The sequence below is a fragment of the Desulfonema magnum genome, from assembly GCF_017377395.1.
GTDB lineage: Bacteria > Desulfobacterota > Desulfobacteria > Desulfobacterales > 4be13 > Desulfonema_C > Desulfonema_C magnum.
The window spans coordinates 1773103-1794591 of the sequence record NZ_CP061800.1 but is presented as its reverse complement, the minus strand read 5'-3'; the positions used below and the strand labels follow the sequence as shown (position 1 = coordinate 1794591).

Sequence of the window (21489 nt, the reverse complement as noted above, 5' to 3'; positions counted from 1 at the left end):
GGAAGTTATAAAATTAAAGGTTCCCAAATCCCAAATCCCGATTCTCAAATTCCAATTCTCAATTCTCAATTCTCAATTTTTTTCAACAGATTCGTGCGATTATTGCGAGCTTCATTATTGTCCGGGTCCAGCCTAATGGCTGTATTATAATCGCTTAACGCTTTGGCGAACTTCCCCATCTGATACCAGACATTTCCCCGATTATTGTAGGCCCCGCTATATGTCGGATCTGACTGAATGGCCCGGTTATAGCTTGTTATGGCGCTGCCCCATTTCCCCATCTGATACCACACATTTCCCTGATTATTATAAGCGCGGCTGTGTTTCGGGTTTAACGCAATGGCCTGATTGTAGTCTGCCAGAGCATTGTCGAACTTACGCATTTCATACCAGATATTCCCCCGGTTATTATAAGTCTCACTGTGTTTCGTGTCCAGGGCAATGGCCTGATCATAGTCTGCCAAGGCCCTGTGCAGCTTTCTTTTTTTATACCATACTGTTCCCCGGTTATAATACGCTCTGCTGTGTTTCGGATTTAACTGAACCGCCTTGGTCAGATACGTTATTTTTCTGTCCGCATCTGTGAGAAAATTTCCCAGCATATAACACGCGGTTGCCATGGATTCGCTCTCACTGAGATTTTTCAGATACACACCCGAGCGGATTGAATTTTCGGAAATATCAAATGAACGTCTCATAAAATCGTCACTGACGGCCGCGCCGGAGGTGGTCTCCCAATTGACATGTCTTCCGGGATGCAGTCTCCATCTGATGAACACATGGGAAGGCGCAAGAACCATATTTACAGGCAACCCCAGCGCGTCGGCAATTCCCAGGTAAAGGAAAGAAAATGTCTTGCACTCTCCAAAGTAAAAATTTTCATGGATATGTTTTAATGCGTGCTGTTTATGTTTGTCACTGGCGAGAATGATTCTTTTCAGTGTGGCGTTATCTCTGATATCCGCGCCTGAATTGTTGGGATCAGATTTTCTGATATATTGAATTGTCTGCTTGTCCAGCCTGCGGGGCTTCAGGGCTTCTGAAAGGAGGCGTATTCTTCCGTCATAAAGAAAATTTTTTTCTAAAAGCAGATGGTCAACGGCCTTTAACGTTTTAATGGCTTCATCTGCTGAGTAAGACTGTTTAATTTTAATCCGCTGCCGTGCCTCATCAATAATTTCATCAAGAAGCGCATCATTTGGTCTGATCCCCAGATCCGATTCTAATTCCAATACATGATGGGCAATTGTGCGATACTTTGAACCATAGGCAGACGCAGGACAGGACGTGAAAAATGGAAAAATCACCAAAGAAATAAACACCATCCGGGAACAGCGGAACAAAGCAGAGGATATGACTGTGACAGCCTTTAATTTTAACACGCGTTCCCTCCTTTTTCGCATAAGACCTGCGAGGTTTTCAAAACGTCTCAGGTCTGATTAGACAAACGCTCACGTTGTTATCATCTTTCCATTGAAGCAGTTGGTTCACCAGTACTGGCGAGTGTGTATTGACAATGACTTGGCGGAGCGGCATGTCCGTATCTTTTTGATCTCGTTCCCACGCTTCGCGTGGGAACGCAGCGGGGACGCTTCGCGTCCGGAATCCGCCTGTCATAGGACGCGAAGCGTCCGGAAGACATTCCCACGCTTCGCGTGGAAACGAGATAAAATTTTATTCTCGGTCTGAACTGTATGAGTGAAAACTCTTTTCCCAGCAGATTCTCATCGCAGAAGGAGCAATGGTGCCGGGTCATTCTGACCAGCTCAGATAAGAGTTTGTTCCTGTCTCCAGAAGATAGCTCTCCCCATTCTCCATGATCTTTGAACCAAGCCGGAGCCGGTCTTCTTTGTATTTTTTTCACGGTTCAAGCTCTCTTTCTTTCCACCCTGGCAACCCCATCTGTATTGAAAAAAAGCTGATTATAAGGGATTCAGGGGAGGCTGGCAAAGCCCCGGAGGGGCGGCATATTTGTAGTATTTTAATCGGATACTTAAGAGACCCCCTGTTTGTTGAGACAGCATTTTTTGTATTTCTTTCCGCTTCCACAGGGACAGGGTTTGTTTCTGCCAATTTTTTGGCCTTTCGTTTCTTGCTGAATTCGATCTTTCACTCTTTGCTGAGTTCGGTCTTTCTTTCTCATCTGAATTCGATCTTTCGCTTCCTGCCGAATTTTGATTTGTTCCAGTATGGGGCCCAGACTTTTTTGCAGCGGGGTTAACGGCCGGGGTTCGGAACGCTGTTTCCTCACACCGAACTCGATCTCAATATCTTCCAAATCTCCTGCAACCATCAGATCCACGCTGTCGCTGTCAAACGCCTGTTTAATAAGAGGCAGCAGCTTCATCGCCCTGAGGTCAGTGAGACAGCTGATTAAAAAGGCATTTAATGTCGGATTGTTATCCCGGAAACGCTCCAAGTGCTTTCCGAGGGCCTCCAGACACTGCTCTCTGACCTCGGGAAAGGCATTTCCTATTCGTTTCAGGCTGCGGCCTGCTGCTATGCGGGGAAAAGTTCCGTGGGAATCTTCTGCCAAATAGCGGACAAGTGCGGGAACGGCTTTCTGTCCTATCATCTGAAAAACAATCGGGAGTTCCTCTCTGGCCCAGTCCGCGTCATCAGGCTCATGGAGCAGGGACATCAGCGGCTCAGTTGCCTCCTCTGCGTGAAGCTGTCCCAGGGCTCGCCAGGCGTGAACGGGAGCCCAGACCTCCGAACTGTCGCAACCTGCCCAGTTGAGCGTTTTATCTGTTGCCATCCTGATCAGTTCCGGAATATGCTCACTTGTGAAACCGAATTCCGACAGATAATCCGGCCATTTCATAAAACTGCGACAATCTCCGTATTTCAGCAGTTTTGCTGTGGGATATGTGTAAGCTGGGGTCATAATAATCTCTCATGGTTTGTTGGTTTCAGTATTTTTTTTTCTACAAGGATTATCTATAAGAAAGGGATTGTTTTCCGTCATTGCCGGGCCGAGTTTCCAACACTGTTTCGTAGAAAAAATCCCTCTTCTTATAGACAATCCCTGTAGCGAGAACAAAAATTATCAATCCTTATCAAATGCAATCCGTGAACTTATCAACCATTCGCCAATGCTTCAAGTTTATGGAGCCATTCCCGAAAATGCGGACATTTTTTCCATAACGCCTCTATTCCGATTTCACGGGCTATCCGGGGTCCCGCAGAAGGCTTCCTGCCTTTGTATTCGGGAAGCTCTTTTATTATCCGCTTTGAAGGAGCCGTATCAGGTCCGTCATCAATCAGTTCCGGAGAGGCAAATTCCGAACACATCTTCACAAGATTCCTGACGGCCTTATCCCGGTCAACGAACTCCGTCTCAAACTTTGACGGATCAGAAAGAATCAGAGCCTCGAACTCATGCAGTTGGATATAAGGGATAAAACGATAATCGCCGATATTTTCCCTGAAAGCTCTCTCTATCTCAGAAACCCGCTCGTAAGGACTTTTATATTTCATCGCCTCTGCAAACCGGGGAAAATCTTCTGGAAGACGAAACAGATCGAACATGGTGGTAAAACAGGCATCTCTGTTCCGGTCTTCCCTCATCCAGCGCATAATATCCCTTCTCACCCGGCCATAATCAATCACGCCGCCCCGATAAATCCGGCCTGAACTACGGCTTGTCTCCACACATCGGACATCAGTGACAATATTGAACATACCGAGATAATCTCTCAGCACCCTTTTGACAAAAGCCTCCTCGGTCTGACCTTCGACAATGATATGCAATCGGATCATTTAAGGCCTCCCCCCGATGACGTTTTTTTCCCAAAGTTCGGCCAGCGAATACTCATCAAGCCAGTCCTCCAGTTCAGCAGGATCAAGCCGCGTGAACACCGATTCCCTCCCGGGCCGATCCGCCACAATGATATCTTCCGGGCCGAAAAGATCAATGAACGTCACGGACTGGGTCGCCAATATGATCTGCGTATGAACGGAGACGCTTTTTATCAGCCCTGCAACAATTGTCATCGCATAAGGATGCAGCCCGAGTTCAGGCTCATCCAATATCATTACCGAAGGCAGCCCCGGTTCCGGCTGCAACAGGAGAGATATCAGAGCCATGATCCGCAACATCCCGTCAGATGCCTGATGCGGGCCGAAAAGGAGATCAGAATTTTGCTCCTTCCACTGAAGCATCACATGGCCGTTGTCCGGTTCCAGGACAAACTCATCAAAAAAAGGCGCAATCTCCCGGATTGTCCCGACAATTCTGCGGTAATATTTTGGTTCGGAACAGCCAAGCCTTCTGAGGAAAGGGGCCAGATTCGCGCCGTCCGTCTTCAGCTCCCATCCGTCTTCGACACGCCACCGCTGCCGGATACGGGCAGTGTCCCCGGTATGATGAAACTGGTATGCCCTGCAACGGTTTAAGAGATGTCGGAGATTCACGGCAGCCTCTGATTCATCCAGAAGCAGACCTGATTCCCGATGACCCGGGCCCGGAGATATCCATGACACCTCATTTACAGAGTCCCGCCCGGAGAACCGATATTTCTCATCCGCAAAAATCAGGGTATCCGGGCCTGCGTGAGCCAATTCCATCTCATAATCATAAATGCCCGCGTCCGTCTTAAATCTCAGCTTCCCCTTCATTCGAGATGTCACCTCAGTCCCCTCGTAAAGCAGGCTGTGTCCGCCGCCATATTTTCCGACAAACAATTGCAGGTTCCCGAGTGAGTCCGTCATCTGGTTCAGCATTTTGAAAAAAGAGACAAAATTCGATTTCCCCGCACCGTTCGCACCGATAAGGATATTTATCGGCCCCAGGGCCAGATCATTCAATGCACGAATTGATTTGAATCCCCGGACATCAAGCCTGATCAGTTTGTTCATGTCTCATACCTCCCGGCTCTCTGGTTCTGCCCCGTCAGGCAATACATCTGAAATCCTTCACACGGCCAAATTGGCGGATGATGTATCGCAGCTTATGACTGGGGACGTCGTTCACTGTTTTTTATAAATAAATATTGAAAAACTTATGGTTAGATTCGTAATTAGATGCCTCGCAAAAAGGAGTGCGGAAATGGAGCCGCTAGGCGGAATTTTCGCATTTCACCAGCATGCGAAAATTCCGCCTAGCGGCTCCATTTCCGCACTCCTCCCGCAGTCTCGCTGATCCTTTTCTTATACAGCATCCTTGTAGCGGACGGCGGCCATTATAATTCTGTAAGTTTATACAGGACAGACTATCCAAAGTGGTATCCCAATGCGTCCCGGACGACAAGCGGAATCAGGACGCGAAGCGTGGGAACGAGATCAACTTACAGACATCGCAAACGGTGGGTTTCGCTTCGCTGCACCCACCCTACATTCTTTCCGATGTCTTCAAACCGGGCCTTTCTGCCAAACTGTAAGTTTGGCACTCCTTTCCCTGCTAAGTACCTCACCAAAAGTTTTTTATATTTTTTTATAAATCTCATTGCCTGTTGTTTGCTTATTCTCAGCTTGGAAAATACTAAAAACTTTTGCACAGGTACTTATTTAATTAACTTCCGTGTTTCCAGTGCAGATTCTGCTGTTTTTTTAATTGTATTCACAAGCGTTGGAAAATAATGACTCGTGCATATGATAAACTGGGTGAAAAACGCATTCAGATAATAGCGGTCTGCTGTAATAAGCGATTCAATAATGGTAAACGGAAGGTTAAACCGGGTTTCGTAATAACTGGCTTTCTTTCGCTCAATCACCATGGCCTTGTCACTTCTTTGAAGCCCTTTCAGTCGGGAGACTTCACTTATACACTGAAATTCAAAATCCCGGGTGTAATCCAGATACATCACCAGACAGGGGGACTCAGTGGCAATCTCCCTGATTTCGGAACATGCCTGTATCTGTTCCGAGGTTGTGTCCTTATTCAGCACAAATAATTGTGAATTTGTAAGGAAAACAGGGCAGAACAGAAAAGGGATGTTTTTATCAGGCTGAACCTCAATATAAGACAGCACATTTTCTGTCAGGAGCCGGGGAAGGGCATATTGCAGTTGTGAAAGGCCGTGCCTGAACGCGGACTCATCCGCATCGCCCTTTACCATATCTATTTCAAGCCCTTTCTGACAAATCGGCATGTCCGCATCAAAGGCAACGGCCGCGTCGGATTCAATGACATATGAGGAAAACTTGTCAATCACCCGAAGGGTGTTTCCCAATGTGACCGGAGAAAAATCCGGTTTATTCAGATCAGGAAGGAAGAGCCAGGTCGCGTCCGAGTGCCTTTGTCTGCATTCGACCAGCAGTTCTACCTGTGCGGTAATGCCGTCTGAATCAGAAAAAGGAGGGTATGCTTTGGCGTGCAAGTCAACAGAGATATCTTTGACAAACCTGGAATCCCCCTGGTCATATTTATAATTTGAATGAACAGTAAAACCATTTGTTGTCAGTATTTTTGCCGCTTCCAATTCCAAGGGCATACCTGACGACAGCAATGCATTCTTCCATTTCATATTATCAGTCAACTGTCATTTACTCCTATATTTCTGATTCTGGCTGGCTAATTTGACGGGCATGTCACTCACGCATCTTTGGGAAATACGAAACTTTCATATTTCCGCTTTTCGCATCAGAAGCCCCAAATCCTCATCCGTCATTTTCTGAATTTCTTTAATATCCGCATCTGTCAGATGTCTGAACCTGCCCTGTGCTTTCAAATAATCTTCCACCGGACGGTCCCCCTTGTAGTTGAGGCTGTATTTTACGCCGTGTTCCACTTCATACAAGGGAAAAAAATTGGACTGAACCGCGAGTCTGGCGATCTTAACGGACATTTCAGATGAAACACGCCAGCCCGAAGGACAGGTTGCAAAAACATGAATGAACCTGGTCCCGCCTTTCATTTCCTTTGCTTTTTGAAATTTCTGTATCATATCCTCGGGGAAGGCTATGCTGGCCGTGGCCGCATAAGGAATACGATGGGCAGCCAGGGCTTCCACAATATTTTTCTTCCGTGTCTGTTTCCAGTCCTGCCCCGGGGTTGTGGTGGTCCGGGCACCATAAGGGGTGGATGAACTGCGCTGGACACCCGTGTTCATGTAAGCTTCATTGTCATAGCACACATAGATAAAATCTTCGTTTCGCTCCGCAGCCCCGCTGAGAGACTGTAATCCGATATCAAACGTGCCGCCGTCACCTGCCCAGGCCACCACTGTGGTTTCCGTATCGTTTTTCATGTCCAGCGCGGCCCTGACCCCGCTGGACGCGGCCCCCGCAGTTTCAAACGCGGTATGCAGAATGGGCACTTTCAAAGCGGTCTGAGGGTGAGGCCCTGCAATAATGGCCCAGCAGCAGGCAGGAATTACCATTATGGTTTTATCCCCCAGGCCTTTCAGAGCAAATTTCATGGCAATGGTCGCACCGCATCCGGGACATCCGACATGCCCCGGATACATATAATCCGTGTCCGGTATGTTGAATTGTGTCATGGTTTGGTCATCTCCTTCATATTATAATTTTAATCTGGTAATTCCTGCCAAACACCGTCAATGAGAAATTGGCAGGGTTTATACTGATTTTTATAAGACATCTTGGGATTATCCTTTATCCAAAAACCGAGGTGGAGCCATCTTTTTTGCAATGCCTTGCAAAGCTCGGCTTCTTTTAACAAAGAAAAAACGCCCGGGCTTCGGAATGAACAATCAGGATCAAATGCAAAATAAACGCTGCTTAATGAATTGGATAAAATATCTGTCCAACCGATCCCTATCAGTTGTTTTCCCGCATAATACCGCATCATCTCTGTGGGAACCGACGACTCAATTAAAAATCGTATGTAATCTTCCTCTGTTTCAACAGTTCCGTGTCTTTGGTCGCAATATTTGCGATATAACAGAAATCCCTCCTGATCAAAACAGACTGCATGGCGAATTATTTTTACATCGCTGTTTTTTCTGAGAATTCTTCTCTGAGATTTGGATGGTCTGAAGTTTTGAACGTCAACTCTGACAGGGATACAGGAATCGCAATTTGGGCAAAGATTTTTATAAAAATAAAAACCATTGCGACGAAATCCTGAACTGATGATTGTTTCGTAAACTCCGGGGTGCATGGTCTCAGTTGAAAAAGCATGGGTAATACTCTGACGAGATGAGAAATACGGACATTTCCCACGGGAAATAAAGCTGTTTACCTGATCCAATTTAATTGAAGAACCACTGAGTTTTGTTTTTTTTTTATTGGGTAAACATTTTCCCTTGTCTTTGCTGCCGGAAAGCATGTTCTTTCTCCTTAATGATAACAGAACCCCTGCAATATTTGACTGAGGCGGGGCCAGGCTGTTTTCAGCCTGAAAACGCATTGTTTTTTGTGTGAACAGCGGAATCCCCCGGTATCAGCCGGGGGATTGTTCCTCTGGATTTTCGGACGCCTGATTTTAATTTTTTAAATTTATCAATGTCGCGGAATATTGTAAAGTCCAAATGTGTTATTTCCCCTGATTATTTAGGGGAAGAGGTGTATTTACCTGTTTGAATTGTTGGTAAAACAGAATTGGAAAATTAAAATTTGACTGATTCTGACGGATTTTGTTTATGTTTTATCTGACTGAACAAGGAAAAAGTATAAGAAAAGGAAGCGGGCGAGCGCGCTTCCCAAAGTGATGTAAAAATTTCAAACATCTGAAATAATTTAAAATAGCATTTCAGCAAAATTTTTATCCGTCTCAGTTGTTTCAGAAGGTCATATAATTTCAGCAGTCCGGGTCGTCACTTCGGAAACGCGCTCTCCGCATATGCCGTTCCGGGTCAGGCCGTGTCTCTGGCAGGGCATTTTCCCTTTTTTATACTTTTTCCCTGTAGTTCCGGGAAGATAAAAATATCAACAAAATCCGTTAAAACCAGGGGATTGAATCCGTTTCTTATATGAAATCCCTGTAGCGGGGCGGAAGGATGCGGGGGCCGGGCTTTTTCGCTACAGGGATTCTGTATAAGAAGGGAATTCAATCCTTTTCTTATAAATCCTGTTTCTTATATGAAATCCATGTGGCGGGCGGTGCGGGAGGATGCGGGGGCCGGGCTTTTTCGCCACAAGGATTCTGTATAAGAAGGGTTATTCAATCCTTTTCTTATATGAAATCCATGTGGGGGGCGGTGCGGGAGCCATGGGATCGGAACCGGGCCGGTCCGCCGGGCATTAAACCGGGAGGCTTTTCAGCTTTGAGAGAATCCTATGACACCCTTTTTGACGGCAAAAAATGCGATATAGCCCCTGAAAACGCCTGCATTTTGAACAATTTTATTGGTTTTCCAATTACGACCCCAATGTACCCCCCAATGCAATATCGCTGACTTCCCCACGTCAGGAACCTGTCTCCGGATAGAATCACTAACTGGAATATCACGTCGTTGTGCCTTGGGAAATTTTATAATCACGCTTGACGTGAATCACGGGATAAGTTATTATCCGCAAATAAGTACCTAACCATAAGTCTTCGATATTCGCACGGGAAAGAAACCCGGCTTTTTTCCCGGAATGAGCCGCCGCCCGTAAAGGAAAAAGCCGGGTTTCTCCGCCGTTCACAGAAAAAAATATGTATAAAAAACTTTTGATCAGGTACTTATGATAAAATCATTTAAGTGCAAATACACCAAATCGCTTTCAAATGGCCAAAACCTAAGGCAATTCTCAGAAATCGCCAAAGTTGCGCGGCGCAAACTCAGACAGCTTGAAATTGCCGTCCGACTTAATGATCTGCGAGTACCGCCTATGAATCATCCTGAGGCACTTAAAGGTGATCGTGCTGGTCAATACAGTATTCGTATCAATGATCAGTGGCGTATCTGCTTTCATTGGAACGACTCGTATGCAGAAAATATTGAAATCGTTGATTATCACTGAGGAGTCAGTCATAAACAAGCTTGATCCTGTTACACCCGGCGAGATACTTTCGGAGGAATTCTTAAAACCTATGGGACTCAGTCAGTATCGTTTGGCAAAGGAAATCGGGTGGTGTTCTAAAACTGGACTTGTTCCGATATTTGCCAAATTGATTCAGAGGGTTAAAAAATTTAGCTCCACTTTTAGAACATTACCGGAAATCGGAGTTCCGGCCCAGCGCATAAGTGAAATTGTCGCAGGTAAGCGTGGGATAACCGCTGATACGGATTTAAGACTGTGTCGGTTTTTCGGAATGTCAAACGGCTACTGATTACGCGCCCAGGTTGCCCGCGATATTGAAGTTGCAGAGCGGAATATTGGCCCGGAACTAAAGATGATTAAGCCTTGGTCTGAGTGTGCGGCACAACCAGGCTAATGCATCGAAGGCTGGAAGTTATTGGGCGGGTTATCGGGGCATGCTGAAAATCAGGTGAGACAAGCTTGAAAAAAGGCGTTTTCAGGGTCGGTATCGCGCTTTTCGGCATCAAAAAGGGCGTTATGGGATTCTGTTTCCTGAAAAGCCCTGCATACAGGTTTTCCTTCCGGATATGGTGTTACAAATCCGGCAGGGGCCTCAGCCCCAGATGAACCAGAAGCTCGTCGAATTCCTTGCGGGATGACCAGAGAATGCCGTTCTCCTGGGCAAATTTCCTGGCCGGTCCGCTCAGCCCGTCATGTGCGAAAATCCATAAGCGGATCACCCGGGGATTCATATCCTTCCTGACGATATCGGCCTGGGCCGTGAGTTCCCTCAGAACGCGGACACCGATCTTGCCGCCCGTGACCCATTTGCTCTGACACACCCACTTCTCAGACCCGGCCGCCCCGAGCAGATCAATCTCCCTTCCCTTTCCCGAGCCGATACGCATCCGATGGCGGACGTAGAAGAACCGCCAGGGCATCTCCACGTCCTCCGGGCTGTTGAAAAATCTCCCCGGCAAAGTTCTGTTCTGACTGTCCAGGAGGATCTGGCTCATATGAACCTCGGCCAGGTATCCCTTGTATTCGCTGATTCTCCGCCTGTAGGTTCCGTATTCCTCCACCAGTTCCTCCTGCACCCGCCGCTGCTCATGCCCTTCGACCTCTATCCGTCCCCAGACCCTGAGAAACTCCAGAAGGATCGGGTCCTTCACCCTTCGGAACCAGTCCCCCATCTCCAGATATTCCAGCAGGTCTCCCCGGGACAATCTGATCAGCACATCCCTGATGGTTTCAAGGGGCACGTCCGTGCCTTCCCGCCTCTTCACCTCTTCCCGGATCCGTTCCAGGTTCAGACGGTTCTTCTTATCTTTCTCCTCGTTCTCCTCCAAAGCGGAAAGATAGAGAATCCACTTGGTGATCTTATGGTCGTTGATGCGTTCGATCCAGCGGGTGACCTGATCGTTCAGCTCACCCCATATGAAGCCGGAGGTGACATCCACGGCAAGAATTTTGTTCAGGGTTTTCTCATCGGAGACGGGTTCCCGCAGTTTCGCGGCCTGTCTGACAACCGCGTTGATGTAAAACGGGTTCCCGCCGCATCGTTCCGCCACCACCGGGGCCATCACTCCGGAAATTTCGGCTTTATGATATCGTGCGGCATTTGAGGCAAGCTCCTTTCCCCAGTAACCGGACATCGCCTCAATGGTCTCGGCGTCGAACCGTCCGAACAGGGAACCCCTGCCGATGATCTCCTTTGTCAGAATGCTCATGGCCGAACCGGTGACAAAATGCGGACATGTGGGAGACTCGACCGCCTCCTGCATGAATCCCGCGATGTCGAAACCATACTGGGGGAGCCGGGTGTTCTGGAACTCGTCCAGAAACATCACGATGGTGGAATCGTCTATGTCCGATATCCTGCGGGGGGTCTCCAGCGCGGTCTTTTGCGGCAGCGTGACCCCCGATGCCACGGCCCTGTACTTCCTGATCATCAGGTCAAGCGTTCTGGTGAAGGGAAACGCCGACCTGACCTCTTCCACCAGCGAGATCAGCTCCTCCCCCTGGGGGCTGTCACGCACCAGATCCGGCCTGCCCGTTCGGAATCCCACATAATGGCGAACAAAGTTCTCCAAATAGTGCGCCGCGAACTCCTTTTTTTCCATGGGGGCATCCGGAAAGCTGTAATAGACCGGCACAACCGCTTTCGGGTCCTGCGGGTCCTGCCCGAAAAAGAGCCGGTTGACCACCCGCTTGAATATTTCGGTCTTTCCCATGCGGCGCTGGCCGAGCAGGACCGTGGACATGGTCCGCCGTTTTGCCGCGGCAAGCGCGGCATTGTGGAAGTATTCCAGAAACTCCTCCCGGTCCGTATAGACCTCTTCCGGCACGATGGGTCTGATGATCCATCTGCTGTTTTTCGTATTCATTCCTCCTCCTCCCCAGTCGTGAAGGTGCTGGCGCTGAAAGGGTGGCGAAACTGGCGGCAAATGCTCGGATAAGTACCCGATCAGAAGTCATCCGGAGTGCAAAAATTGAGCGCAGCGGTTTTTTGCATCTTTTCAGAAGTCATCCGGAGTGCAAAAATTGAGCGCAGCGGTTTTTTGCATCTTTTCAGAAGTCATCCGGAGTGCAAAAATTGAGCGCAGCGGTTTTTTGCATCTTTTCAGAAGTCATCCGGAGTGCAAAAATTGAGCGCAGCGGTTTTTTGCATCTTTTCAGAAGTCATCCGGAGTGCAAAAATTGAGCGCAGCGGTTTTTTGCATCTTTTCCGCCAGAAAATTTATGGTCGGATATTTAAATTCCAATATTAAAATTTATATGATACCATATAAATCCTATGGAATCCAGATATTTTTGCAAGGCATGGGAAAACAGTCCCACCGACGCGGGGCACTGGTTCAGTTCAACCTCCCGGACCGGCCGATCCGGAGTGCAAAGCTTCGCTTTGTGTGTCCCCTCGCGGCCGCTGTCCCGGACCCGCACAAAGCGAAGCTTTGCACTCCGGGGCGGGACTCCCATGGAACTGAACCAGTGCCCATGCAGGAAAAATGATGGGAATTATTTTTTTCTTGACAAGCCGCAAAGTTCATCAGCCATTAATCAGATGACAGTCAGTTCGTTCAGGATGTGCGAGAAAGCAGAAAAAATTTTTCATTCTGAAATGGTTTGTCATGTTCTGACGGATGCTGCTCAATCCGGCGATTTTTCTTTTTCATAAAAATTTCGTCTGAGATGCAAAAAAAGACTTGACTGACTTATTTGTTTGCCATATATGAGAGGACACTCAATTTGGAGGTTCCGAAAACAAAGGATATGTTGATGAGTTTCGCTGCCGATATTTTAAAGAGAAAACTTGACTTTCCTGAAAAATCAGACAATTGTCTGTCTGCAAGGTTGTCTGCAACCTGACGATTGTTGAACCATCGCCGGTGGATGATAAAGGAGACAATGATGAGTTTGAAACTGACTCCCTTAAATTTCAAAGAACATTATGAAGTAATAGGAAACGGAATTGTACGGCTGAAAGGTTTTCGCATCGGAATCGAACATATTGTACGAAGCTATCATGAAGGTTATTCTCCCGAACAAATCACTCAGGAATTTCCGGGAGTGAGTCTCGAAACCGTGTATGCCACTCTGACATATTATTTGCACAATAAGAAAGAAGTTGATGATTATATGAATCAACTGACATCATGGACAGAACAGCAGATGGAAAAGGATGATGAAAAAGAACCTTTGCCTGTGGTTCGGCGGCTCCGTAGATTAAAAGAGAAAAACGCCTGATGAAAATAAGTTATTTGTTGGATGAAAACCTTTCACCGCGTGTCAAAGTTGCAATATTGCGTTATGACAAGGAGATTGATGTGCTGCGTGTCGGTGATGAGAATGCGCCGTCATTAGGGACTTCCGATCCTGATATTCTTCTGTTTCCTGAAAGAAACAAACGCACACTTGTCACAGACAACCGTGCGACGATGCCGGACCATACATATGCACATTTGGCATCAGGCGGCCGTCATTGGGGAATTCTGGAAGTCCGTCCCAAAACATCTGTCAAAGAACTTATTGATGCGCTTTGTCTGCTTTGGGAAGCGAGTGAAGCTGAAGAATGGATTGATCAGATTCAATGGATACCATTTTAGCATGCTGAAAATCAGGTGAAACAAGCCTGAAAACAGGCGTTTTCAGGGATTGGCAAACACCCAAGGATGAAGCCCTGGACCCGAAAATGACCTATGGATGCACCAGATGTGATGCAAAGCAGCAAGTTTCGTCTGATATGTAAAAAAACACTTGACAGACCGAATATGAGAGGACACTCAATTTGGAGGTTCCGAAAATAAAGGATATGTTGATGAGTTTCGCTGCCGATATTTTAAAGAAAAAACTTGACTTTCCTGAAAAAGCAGATAATTGTCTGTCTGTCTGTCTGTCTGTCTGTCTGTCTGTCTGTCTGTCTGTCTGTCTGTCGAGAGGTGTGCCCTCCGCTCTGTAAAATTCGGCAAAGCCTTTTTTGTTATCATACGCCGGTCGTTCTCCGCCATTGCGAAATATGGAGAGCGCCCGGCGTTTTTGTTTTTTCAGCCCGTCATAAAGAAAATGGGTCTCTTCCGGGGTTCTGGCACGGGATTTGGTATCTTTATTATCGCATTTGGGGAGATATGACGATTTTGTAACTTGCAACCCCTCGGTTTTATAAGCAAAAGCAGGCTGACCAGGGGGATCAGGGTTGCTTGACGAAACTGTGAAGTTCTCCTTGAACAACCAGTGTGGTTCGGATGTGAAGTTCACAATGGAAATGACGAATCTGTCCGGAACGAAGAATGACACGGTGCCAGTGGGACAGACCAAGGAATACACATACACCAAATCAGGCGGGGGGACTAAAATTGAACTGTCGGTATTGATTAGAAACGCAAGCACCGATGGCAAGGTACTTGCGAGTACTTTGGACCAGCCGGACAGCAATACCCTGCCACAGGTAACATTTCTTCCATGGGAAGACGACCTGCCAGTCAAGGCGTCCTTAATGAAGCAAAGCAACTATGTATGGGGGGTCGCTCTGGGGGCAGTATAACATTCACAAAAAAAGGAGGTGATTTAAAAGATGATTAATTCCAGAACTGTTACAAAAGGTCAGGTCAAAGTCAAGAAATAACTGACCGATGACCGGTTAGGCGGATATCCTTATGCGGATATCCGTCTTTCTTTCCAAATATTTGAATGCAATGAGGCTCCCATGTACACCATGTACGACTCCCGTTCACAAACAGATATTTATGACATATTGTATCGGAACCATTATGAAAGACAGGTCTCTCTGTTTGACCGTCTGATCAGGAAACACAATCCTCCCGGGAACAGACTGCTTGATATGTGCTGCGGCACCGGCACCCATCTGAACATCTATAAAGAGTTGGGCTATGATGTGACAGGAGTTGATCTGAGTGAGGCAATGCTTGACAAAGCAAAAAAAAATGCCCCTTCCGTTACCCTTATCCGGGGAGACATGAGATCATTTGTGCCTGAAAAAAAATTTGATGTGATCACATGCAGCTCTTTTTCGATCATGGAGAACACAAACTTTGACGATCTGACTGCGACTTTCATTAATTTCTTTAAGGAATCGGTATTAAATAACTTTCCCATTTTAATTTATTGGAATTGCACGATAATTCCATTTGGGTAAAATTTTGTCGAATACAATTCGCATTTCTGATTTAAAAGTTTCAGCAACTTTTCGACCGGTTTCATAGACTTTATCAATAACATGGACAAAGACTTTTAAACCTTTTTTGGTATGTGTTTTGGCTATCAGATCAGTCACCACCTCCAAACTTGAAAAGATTACTCCCTGACACGCACGAGTAATATGAGGAAACAGGCGATGTTCGATCGGATTAAATTTGGAACAATAGGGCGGGTAATGAGCGATTCGGATTTCAATCCCGATTTCATCCGCCAGAATTTGTAAATCTTGTTTGAAAAGGTAATGTCGGGAACTGTTGCTGCCGCCACCATCGCACAATATCAAAACTGACGTGGCATTTGGATATATTCGGCAACCGTAACCATACCACCAATGACGGAAACTGTCACAGGCAAATTCACTGGTATCATGACTTGTTCCCACCTGAACATACCCGATATTGAGTCGCAGGTCATAAAAACAATGCGGAATTATGACACCTTCGGCAAAACTTGTAAAATCATGATCGAAAACTTGCAATTCCTCCAGCGTATATAGTCGGCCTTTCCTGTAAAAATTTCCAAGATATTCTTTTTTCTTGGTATCCATGCTGATAACGGGATTACCGGCCTTCCGGTATTCTGATCTGAGTTTCAAAATATTGTCAAACTGAGCGTCGCGATCTGGTACGTTTTTTTTCATAGGTTTGCGTTTCTGAGCTTTACGCAACCGATAGTCATGCTTTTTGAGCAATTGACGGACAATGTTACGACTCACTTTTACTCCGTATTTTTTTTCCAGAGCCTCCGCGATTTCCCACTCCCTCAGATTTGTCCATCGTACCTTTTCATCCATCGGATCTCCTGCTGTATGCTCACGCACCACATTCAAAAACTGCTCGTCTATTTCAGGGTGCTCAGTCAGATACTGTTTGCGTCCGCCACCTTTTTTACGTATTTCAGAAGATTCAGCAGGAGATTTTCCAATTTGTTTTGCTACGATGTGTCCGGGCAGGCCGCTTACTTCGATCGCTCCTTTGCGCACAGTCCGCCTGCTGCAACCCAAGACTTTGGCAATATAATTTTGTCCGCCATGTCCCAATTTCAAAGCTTCAATACCGGCATATCGCCGGCGGTCTTTTTCATTCAGACTCTCATAGTATCGCCGCATGATTTCTTCTACTTCTAAGGAATAGGGTTGCATAATAATCTCCTTTTGATAAAGTGATTTTGAAATACACTTTACAGGATTACGCAATTTTTTAACATATAAAAATCAAAATGGGCATATTATTTCATGCTCATTCCTAAGATGCTCCGAAAAAGCGGTGTTCTGGTCTTTGATATTTTGGACAAGAAAGCCGGTTCCCTGCGTGCGGAGGACGAAGACCAGGACCAGATAAGCATTGATGCGGATTCCCCTTTGTTTTCCGAGTACGGAGATGAATTTGATCTTAATTATGAGGTTCAGTACAATTACGATGAGACCAGGGATCTTTTCATTGCGTCTGTGAATCTGCACATAGAAGCTCAGAGCGGTGCCACGGAAATCAAGGAAAACATAGATATGGGCGCTTTTTCAATTGATAAAATCATCACTCAGTTGGAAGATATCGGTTTTGATGTGGCAGCATTTGCATTTTCAACAAGCACATCCGACCCTGTCAGAAAACGGACACCCGATGAGACAGAGGCGGTCATTGTTGCCAGAAAATGCTGATCTACAACTTGGGGGAGTCCCGAAGGGACGACTGAGAATAGCCCGGCAATTCATTGCCGGAGCCGGGGTGGATATCCCCCGTTTTCAGTCCCGTAGGGACGCCTGAAAATAGAAAATGGATTCGCATCATTTTTTTTGAGTCCCGTAGGGACGACTGAAGTATCATCAGTCGTCCCTACGGGACTCTTTCTGTGATCCGGAAATATTCACCCGGCAATGAATTGCCGGGCTATTTTCAACCGTCCCTACGGGACTCTTTCTGTGATCCGGAAATACTCACCCGGCAATGAATTGCCGGGCTATTTTCAACCGTCCCTACGGGACTTTCTCTGTGATCCGGAAATACTCACCCTAGAATTTGTCAGTCAGGAGGTATGACAGTAAAAAGCGCATGAAAATGAATATAATTTTATATCAGATAGTTGTGTATAAACATCTGATATTATATTATAAATTAGTAACCATTTTAAATTATTTAATATAAAATTAAATTTATTTAAAAAAAATCCACCGAATAGTGAGTTCTTATGAGCAGATATGAGCAGAAAAGATGTGTTCTGATATCAACACCAATGGCGGGTTATATATGTCCTGCCGGAATACTGTCAATTTCAAGCTTTCTTGAAGCCAACGGATATCCCACAGAGATCGTTCCTCTGGCATATTATCTGAACTATAAAAAAGACTGGGATTTGCAAGATATCAGATCAATCCTGGAAGATTTCATCCGTAAGAATGAGCCGGTTCTGGTCGGGGTCAGCAATCAGATCACCCCCGATTATCCGACCTGCATAGAGATTCTGAAAATCTGCAAAGAGGTGAATGAGTCGGTGATCACCGTGATCGGAGGGGTGCATGTCACTTTTCAGGACACAGACTGCATGAGATCGCGTTTTGTGGATATCGTTGTTCGCGGAGAAGGGGAATGGACCATGCTGGATCTGATCTCCGCACTTGAAAATGGGAGGGACCTGCATGATGTCAAAGGCATCACATTCAGGGAAAATGGCAGGATCATCCGCACACCGGACCGCCCTCTCGGAAATCTGAACGAACTTCCTTCCCCGAATTATGAACTGCTTCCTTTCGAGTTTGTTCAGAAATCAACGAATAGCGGCATGATGAGCCGGGGCTGTGCATTTCATTGCGCGTTCTGCGCGGAAGGGGCTTTTTGGAAAAAGTACCGGAAGTTTCCGGTCACCCGTATTATTGAGGAGATGGAGATATTGGACCGGGTTTACAAAAACCCCATGGTCGGACTCTCGGACAGCATGGTGTATCCCGGATCGGAACAGCTCTCGGAATTCTGCAGAGAAGTTCAAAAGAGAAAGCTGAGGCTGCGCCCGGAATTTGCCGTATTATCAAGGGTGGATACCATCAGCGAACAAGGACTGAAAGAGATGAAAAACATCCATATTCAATGCGTGGCTATGGGTATTGAAAGTGGGTCTCCCAATGTCTTGAAAATGATGAATAAAAAGATCAGCCCTGATCAGATCATCCCTGCCTGCACCAAACTCAGGGAACATGGTCTGGATGTGAGAACCTACTGGATTATCGGACATCCCGGGGATAACTTGGCAGAAGCGGAATATTCTCTGGAACTGTTACAATATCTCCTGAATGAGGATCTGATTCAGGAGGCATCAGTGGATATGTTTTCCCCGGTTCCCGGAACCCGCTTTTTTGAACAACCGGGAAAATACGGTATTGAGATATTATTGGAAGACTGGTCAGAGTGGTTTATACCCGACAAACCCATTTGTCGGTTAAAGGATTTCTCTGAAAAAGATATTCTTGCCACCTTTCACAAGGCTTGCGATATCGTAAAGCGCGCAGGTGCTGCGAAGACAAGATATGACAAGGAAGCGATTGACAGATATGCGATGTTATAAATTGCGCTTCTGTAAACACGCGAAAATTCAAAGAAGAGCCCATTATGTTCATAGAAATTTGTCTTTTTTCATTCGTTCTTTATGAAGGCTCGGTGATAATCGAAAAGCTCCGGGAAAAGCTGAAAGAGAAAACCGAGTCTGATGCGGCTGACACCCCGGATGCAAAAAAAGATGCAGAAAAGCTTCCGAGTCTTTCCGAATTGGAAACAACCTATCAGCTCTTCATAAAAAACAAAGTTGACCCGATCTTCGGCAATACGCGTGACCGGCAACTGAAATCACTCTCTTCTGCCCAGAATCTTTCAGAACAGGAAAAAAAGCTGAACCGGCACCTTGGGGTAGCATGTGCGAACATGGGTTTGGCTCTCGTCGCCCAGATATTTTATCCCCCGCTTTTGCTTGCCACCCTTCCGGGCATTGCATGTTATTTAATAGATCGCTATAATGATGCTTATCAGTCCCTTGTCAGAAAGCGACGGGTGGGAATAGCCGCGCTGGACAGTGTCGGTGTGACATGGATGGTGCTTGCAGGATATTTTTTTGTAAACCCGATGACCATTTTTCTAGCCATGATATCCCGAAAACTTCTCCTCCAGACAAAAGACTGCTCTCAGAAAAAACTCATTGATGTATTCAGCCGGCATTCCGGTTCTGTGTGGGTACTGAAAGACGGCACCGAGACGGAGATACCCTTTGAACAACTGGGGCCCGGGGACATAGCGGTGGTGAATGCCGGTGAAATCATTCCGGCAGACGGTACCGTTGAAAAAGGGACGGGTTTTGTGGGTCAGCAGGCACTGACCGGCGAATCCGTGCCCGCGGAGAAAAGAACCGGCGATCAGGTGTTTGCCACGACCCTGTTGCTGTCCGGAAGCATTCACATACGGGTGGAGAAGTCAGGACAGGAAACGGCCGCGGCAAAGATCGGGGAAATTCTCAACCGCACCATCGCGCACAAGACCGTTTCCGAATCAAAAGCAGAGAAGATTGTTGATCAGTTCGTCCCTCCGACCCTCGGTCTGAGCGGGCTGGCGTATCTGCTTGTGGGAACCCGCGGTGCTGTGGCAATTCTGTTCGATTGCATCGGAGCCAACATGAGAGTCATCGGCCCTCTGAGCACCCTGAATTTTCTCAATACCGCGTCCCGGGGCGGTATTCTTGTCAAAGACGGTCATGCGCTGGAAAAACTGACTGAGGCAGATGCTTATGTGTTTGACAAAACAGGGACCCTGACGCTGGATCAGCCTTTCGTGAAAAAGATTCATTCGCTTAACGGACTCTCCGAGGATAGGGTTCTCACCTATGCCGCGGCCGCCGAACACCGGCAGACCCATCCGGTTGCCAAAGCCATTCTGTCAGCCGCCCGAAGCAGGAACCTGAGCCTGCCGGATCCCGGAGATCGTTTTTATGAAATCGGCTACGGCATCCGAGTGAGCCTGGGGGATCAGATCATCAGGGTCGGGAGCCGGCATTTCATGGAAGCAGAGGATATTCCGGTCCCGGATGAGATCAAAGCCCTTGAGAGAGAATGCGGCGCCCGGGGATGCTCTCTGGTCATGCTCTCGGCTGACAAAGAACTGGCAGGCGCAATCGAGCTTCATCCGACAACGCGGCCCGAGGCAAAGCAGGTGATCCGCAGGCTCCGGCAGCAGAACATAAAAACATACATCATTTCGGGAGACCGGGAAGCCCCGACCCGGGCCCTGGCCCAGGAGTTGGAGATTGACGAATGGTTTGCCGAGACACTGCCGGGACAGAAATCGGAAATTGTGGAACAGTTGCAGCGGGAAGGCAAAACCGTGTGTTTTGTGGGCGACGGCATCAATGATTCCGTGGCGCTGAAAAAAGCGGATGTGTCCGTGTCCCTGCGCGGCGCGTCAACTGCCGCGATTGATGCGGCCCAGATTGTTCTCATGGATGAAAACCTGGGCGGTCTCATCCGAATTTCGGACATGTCCCGGAAGTTTGACAAGAATCAGAAAACCAATCTGATAATATCGCTGGTTCCCAACATCATCTGCACGGGCGGCGTGTTTCTGCTTCATTTCGGCATTTACGCTGCCATGATCTTTTATTACAGCGGACTGACGCTCGGGATCGCAAACTCGATCCGCTCTCTGCCGGAGGAGGATCTGATTATAACGGATTCCGGGATGGAGCGGAAAAATGACATCGGATAAAAGGATGAAACGGATATCCGGAACCTGGAATATGACATCGGATAAGAGGATGAAACGGATATATCCGGCAGATCCGGGAATATCCGGTTAATCCCGGAATCCGTTGTCATATTGACCAGCCTCCGGAGTTTAGGTGATTTCCAGAAATAAATATACCGGTAAATGCGGTAAATTCCTCCCCCCTTTTTCA

The 21489-nt window shown here is 47.0% G+C and carries 20 protein-coding genes; 9 read left to right on the top strand and 11 right to left on the bottom strand.

All coding sequences use genetic code 11. The annotated features are described in order from the left end of the window. Window positions 1-65: 65 nt before the first annotated feature. The 8 genes from dnm_RS07270 to dnm_RS07235 form a co-directional block, all read right to left on the bottom strand. Window positions 66-1382 (bottom strand): tetratricopeptide repeat protein, encoded by a 1317-nt coding sequence (locus dnm_RS07270; RefSeq protein WP_207682013.1) that lies wholly within the window; start codon window positions 1380-1382, stop codon window positions 66-68. A gap of 80 nt (window positions 1383-1462) precedes the next feature. Then, window positions 1463-1864 carry a hypothetical protein gene (locus dnm_RS07265; RefSeq protein WP_207682012.1) on the bottom strand — a complete coding sequence of 134 codons (402 nt, stop codon included), beginning with the start codon at window positions 1862-1864 and terminating at the stop codon, window positions 1463-1465. A gap of 129 nt (window positions 1865-1993) precedes the next feature. Then, complete coding sequence (locus tag dnm_RS31170) at window positions 1994-2887, bottom strand: HEAT repeat domain-containing protein (protein ID WP_276571860.1); 894 nt, start codon at window positions 2885-2887, stop codon at window positions 1994-1996. 194 nt (window positions 2888-3081) lie between these two features. After that, on the bottom strand, window positions 3082-3762 hold the full coding sequence (locus dnm_RS07255) for a DUF4276 family protein (RefSeq protein WP_207682011.1): 681 nt from the start codon (window positions 3760-3762) through the stop codon (window positions 3082-3084). Then, complete coding sequence (locus tag dnm_RS07250; RefSeq protein ID WP_207682010.1) at window positions 3763-4860, bottom strand: AAA family ATPase; 1098 nt, start codon at window positions 4858-4860, stop codon at window positions 3763-3765. 644 nt (window positions 4861-5504) lie between these two features. After that, window positions 5505-6479 carry a hypothetical protein gene (locus dnm_RS07245; RefSeq protein ID WP_207682009.1) on the bottom strand — a complete coding sequence of 325 codons (975 nt, stop codon included), beginning with the start codon at window positions 6477-6479 and terminating at the stop codon, window positions 5505-5507. An 84-nt stretch (window positions 6480-6563) separates the two neighbouring features. Then, on the bottom strand, window positions 6564-7442 hold the full coding sequence (locus dnm_RS07240) for a thiamine pyrophosphate-dependent enzyme (protein WP_207682008.1): 879 nt from the start codon (window positions 7440-7442) through the stop codon (window positions 6564-6566). 29 nt (window positions 7443-7471) lie between these two features. Beyond that, the gene (locus dnm_RS07235; protein WP_207682007.1) at window positions 7472-8233 is read right to left on the bottom strand and encodes an arginyltransferase; all 762 of its coding nucleotides are present in this window, start codon (window positions 8231-8233) and stop codon (window positions 7472-7474) included. A gap of 1340 nt (window positions 8234-9573) precedes the next feature. Here dnm_RS07235 and dnm_RS07230 point away from each other — a divergent pair. Beyond that, complete coding sequence (locus dnm_RS07230; protein ID WP_207682006.1) at window positions 9574-9852, top strand: type II toxin-antitoxin system RelE/ParE family toxin; 279 nt, start codon at window positions 9574-9576, stop codon at window positions 9850-9852. A gap of 593 nt (window positions 9853-10445) precedes the next feature. Here dnm_RS07230 and dnm_RS07225 read toward each other — a convergent pair. Then, window positions 10446-12239: an ATP-binding protein gene (locus dnm_RS07225; protein WP_207682005.1), complete on the bottom strand. Its 1794-nt coding sequence runs from the start codon at window positions 12237-12239 to the stop codon at window positions 10446-10448. Window positions 12240-12552: 313 nt separating this feature from the next. Between dnm_RS07225 and dnm_RS07220 the strand changes: the two genes are divergently transcribed. From dnm_RS07220 to dnm_RS07210, 3 genes are all read left to right on the top strand, one after another. After that, on the top strand, window positions 12553-12864 hold the full coding sequence (locus dnm_RS07220; protein ID WP_207682004.1) for a hypothetical protein: 312 nt from the start codon (window positions 12553-12555) through the stop codon (window positions 12862-12864). 396 nt (window positions 12865-13260) lie between these two features. Continuing rightward, a complete protein-coding gene (locus tag dnm_RS07215; RefSeq protein WP_207682003.1) occupies window positions 13261-13599 on the top strand; it encodes a DUF433 domain-containing protein in 339 nt (112 codons plus the stop codon). Further along, entirely contained in the window at window positions 13599-13958 is a 360-nt protein-coding gene (locus dnm_RS07210; protein WP_207682002.1) for a DUF5615 family PIN-like protein, read from the top strand. The genes dnm_RS07215 and dnm_RS07210 overlap by 1 nt, the downstream gene beginning before the upstream one ends. Window positions 13959-14049: 91 nt before the next feature. On the opposite strand, the gene dnm_RS07205 is transcribed toward dnm_RS07210, so the two are convergent. Continuing rightward, on the bottom strand, window positions 14050-14580 hold the full coding sequence (locus dnm_RS07205) for a hypothetical protein (protein ID WP_207682001.1): 531 nt from the start codon (window positions 14578-14580) through the stop codon (window positions 14050-14052). Window positions 14581-14608: 28 nt separating this feature from the next. Between dnm_RS07205 and dnm_RS07200 the strand changes: the two genes are divergently transcribed. Further along, window positions 14609-14893, top strand: a complete 285-nt coding sequence (locus tag dnm_RS07200) for a hypothetical protein (RefSeq protein WP_207682000.1) — start codon at window positions 14609-14611, stop codon at window positions 14891-14893. Between the two features lie 162 nt (window positions 14894-15055). Then, window positions 15056-15505, top strand: a complete 450-nt coding sequence (locus dnm_RS07195) for a class I SAM-dependent DNA methyltransferase (protein ID WP_207681999.1) — start codon at window positions 15056-15058, stop codon at window positions 15503-15505. Here the strand turns inward: dnm_RS07195 and dnm_RS07190 are convergent. Next, a complete protein-coding gene (locus tag dnm_RS07190; RefSeq protein ID WP_246555998.1) occupies window positions 15467-16708 on the bottom strand; it encodes an ISAzo13 family transposase in 1242 nt (413 codons plus the stop codon). The two genes, dnm_RS07195 and dnm_RS07190, sit on opposite strands and share 39 nt — an antisense overlap. Before the next feature lie 93 nt (window positions 16709-16801). On the opposite strand from dnm_RS07190, the gene dnm_RS07185 reads away from it, so the two are divergent. The 3 genes from dnm_RS07185 (at window position 16802) to dnm_RS07175 (ending at window position 21299) form a co-directional block, all read left to right on the top strand. Then, window positions 16802-17224, top strand: a complete 423-nt coding sequence (locus tag dnm_RS07185) for a hypothetical protein (RefSeq protein WP_207681998.1) — start codon at window positions 16802-16804, stop codon at window positions 17222-17224. Window positions 17225-17751: 527 nt separating this feature from the next. Then, on the top strand, window positions 17752-19119 hold the full coding sequence (locus tag dnm_RS07180; protein ID WP_207681997.1) for a B12-binding domain-containing radical SAM protein: 1368 nt from the start codon (window positions 17752-17754) through the stop codon (window positions 19117-19119). 44 nt (window positions 19120-19163) lie between these two features. Beyond that, window positions 19164-21299 (top strand): heavy metal translocating P-type ATPase, encoded by a 2136-nt coding sequence (locus dnm_RS07175; RefSeq protein ID WP_207681996.1) that lies wholly within the window; start codon window positions 19164-19166, stop codon window positions 21297-21299. Window positions 21300-21489 lie beyond the last annotated feature (190 nt).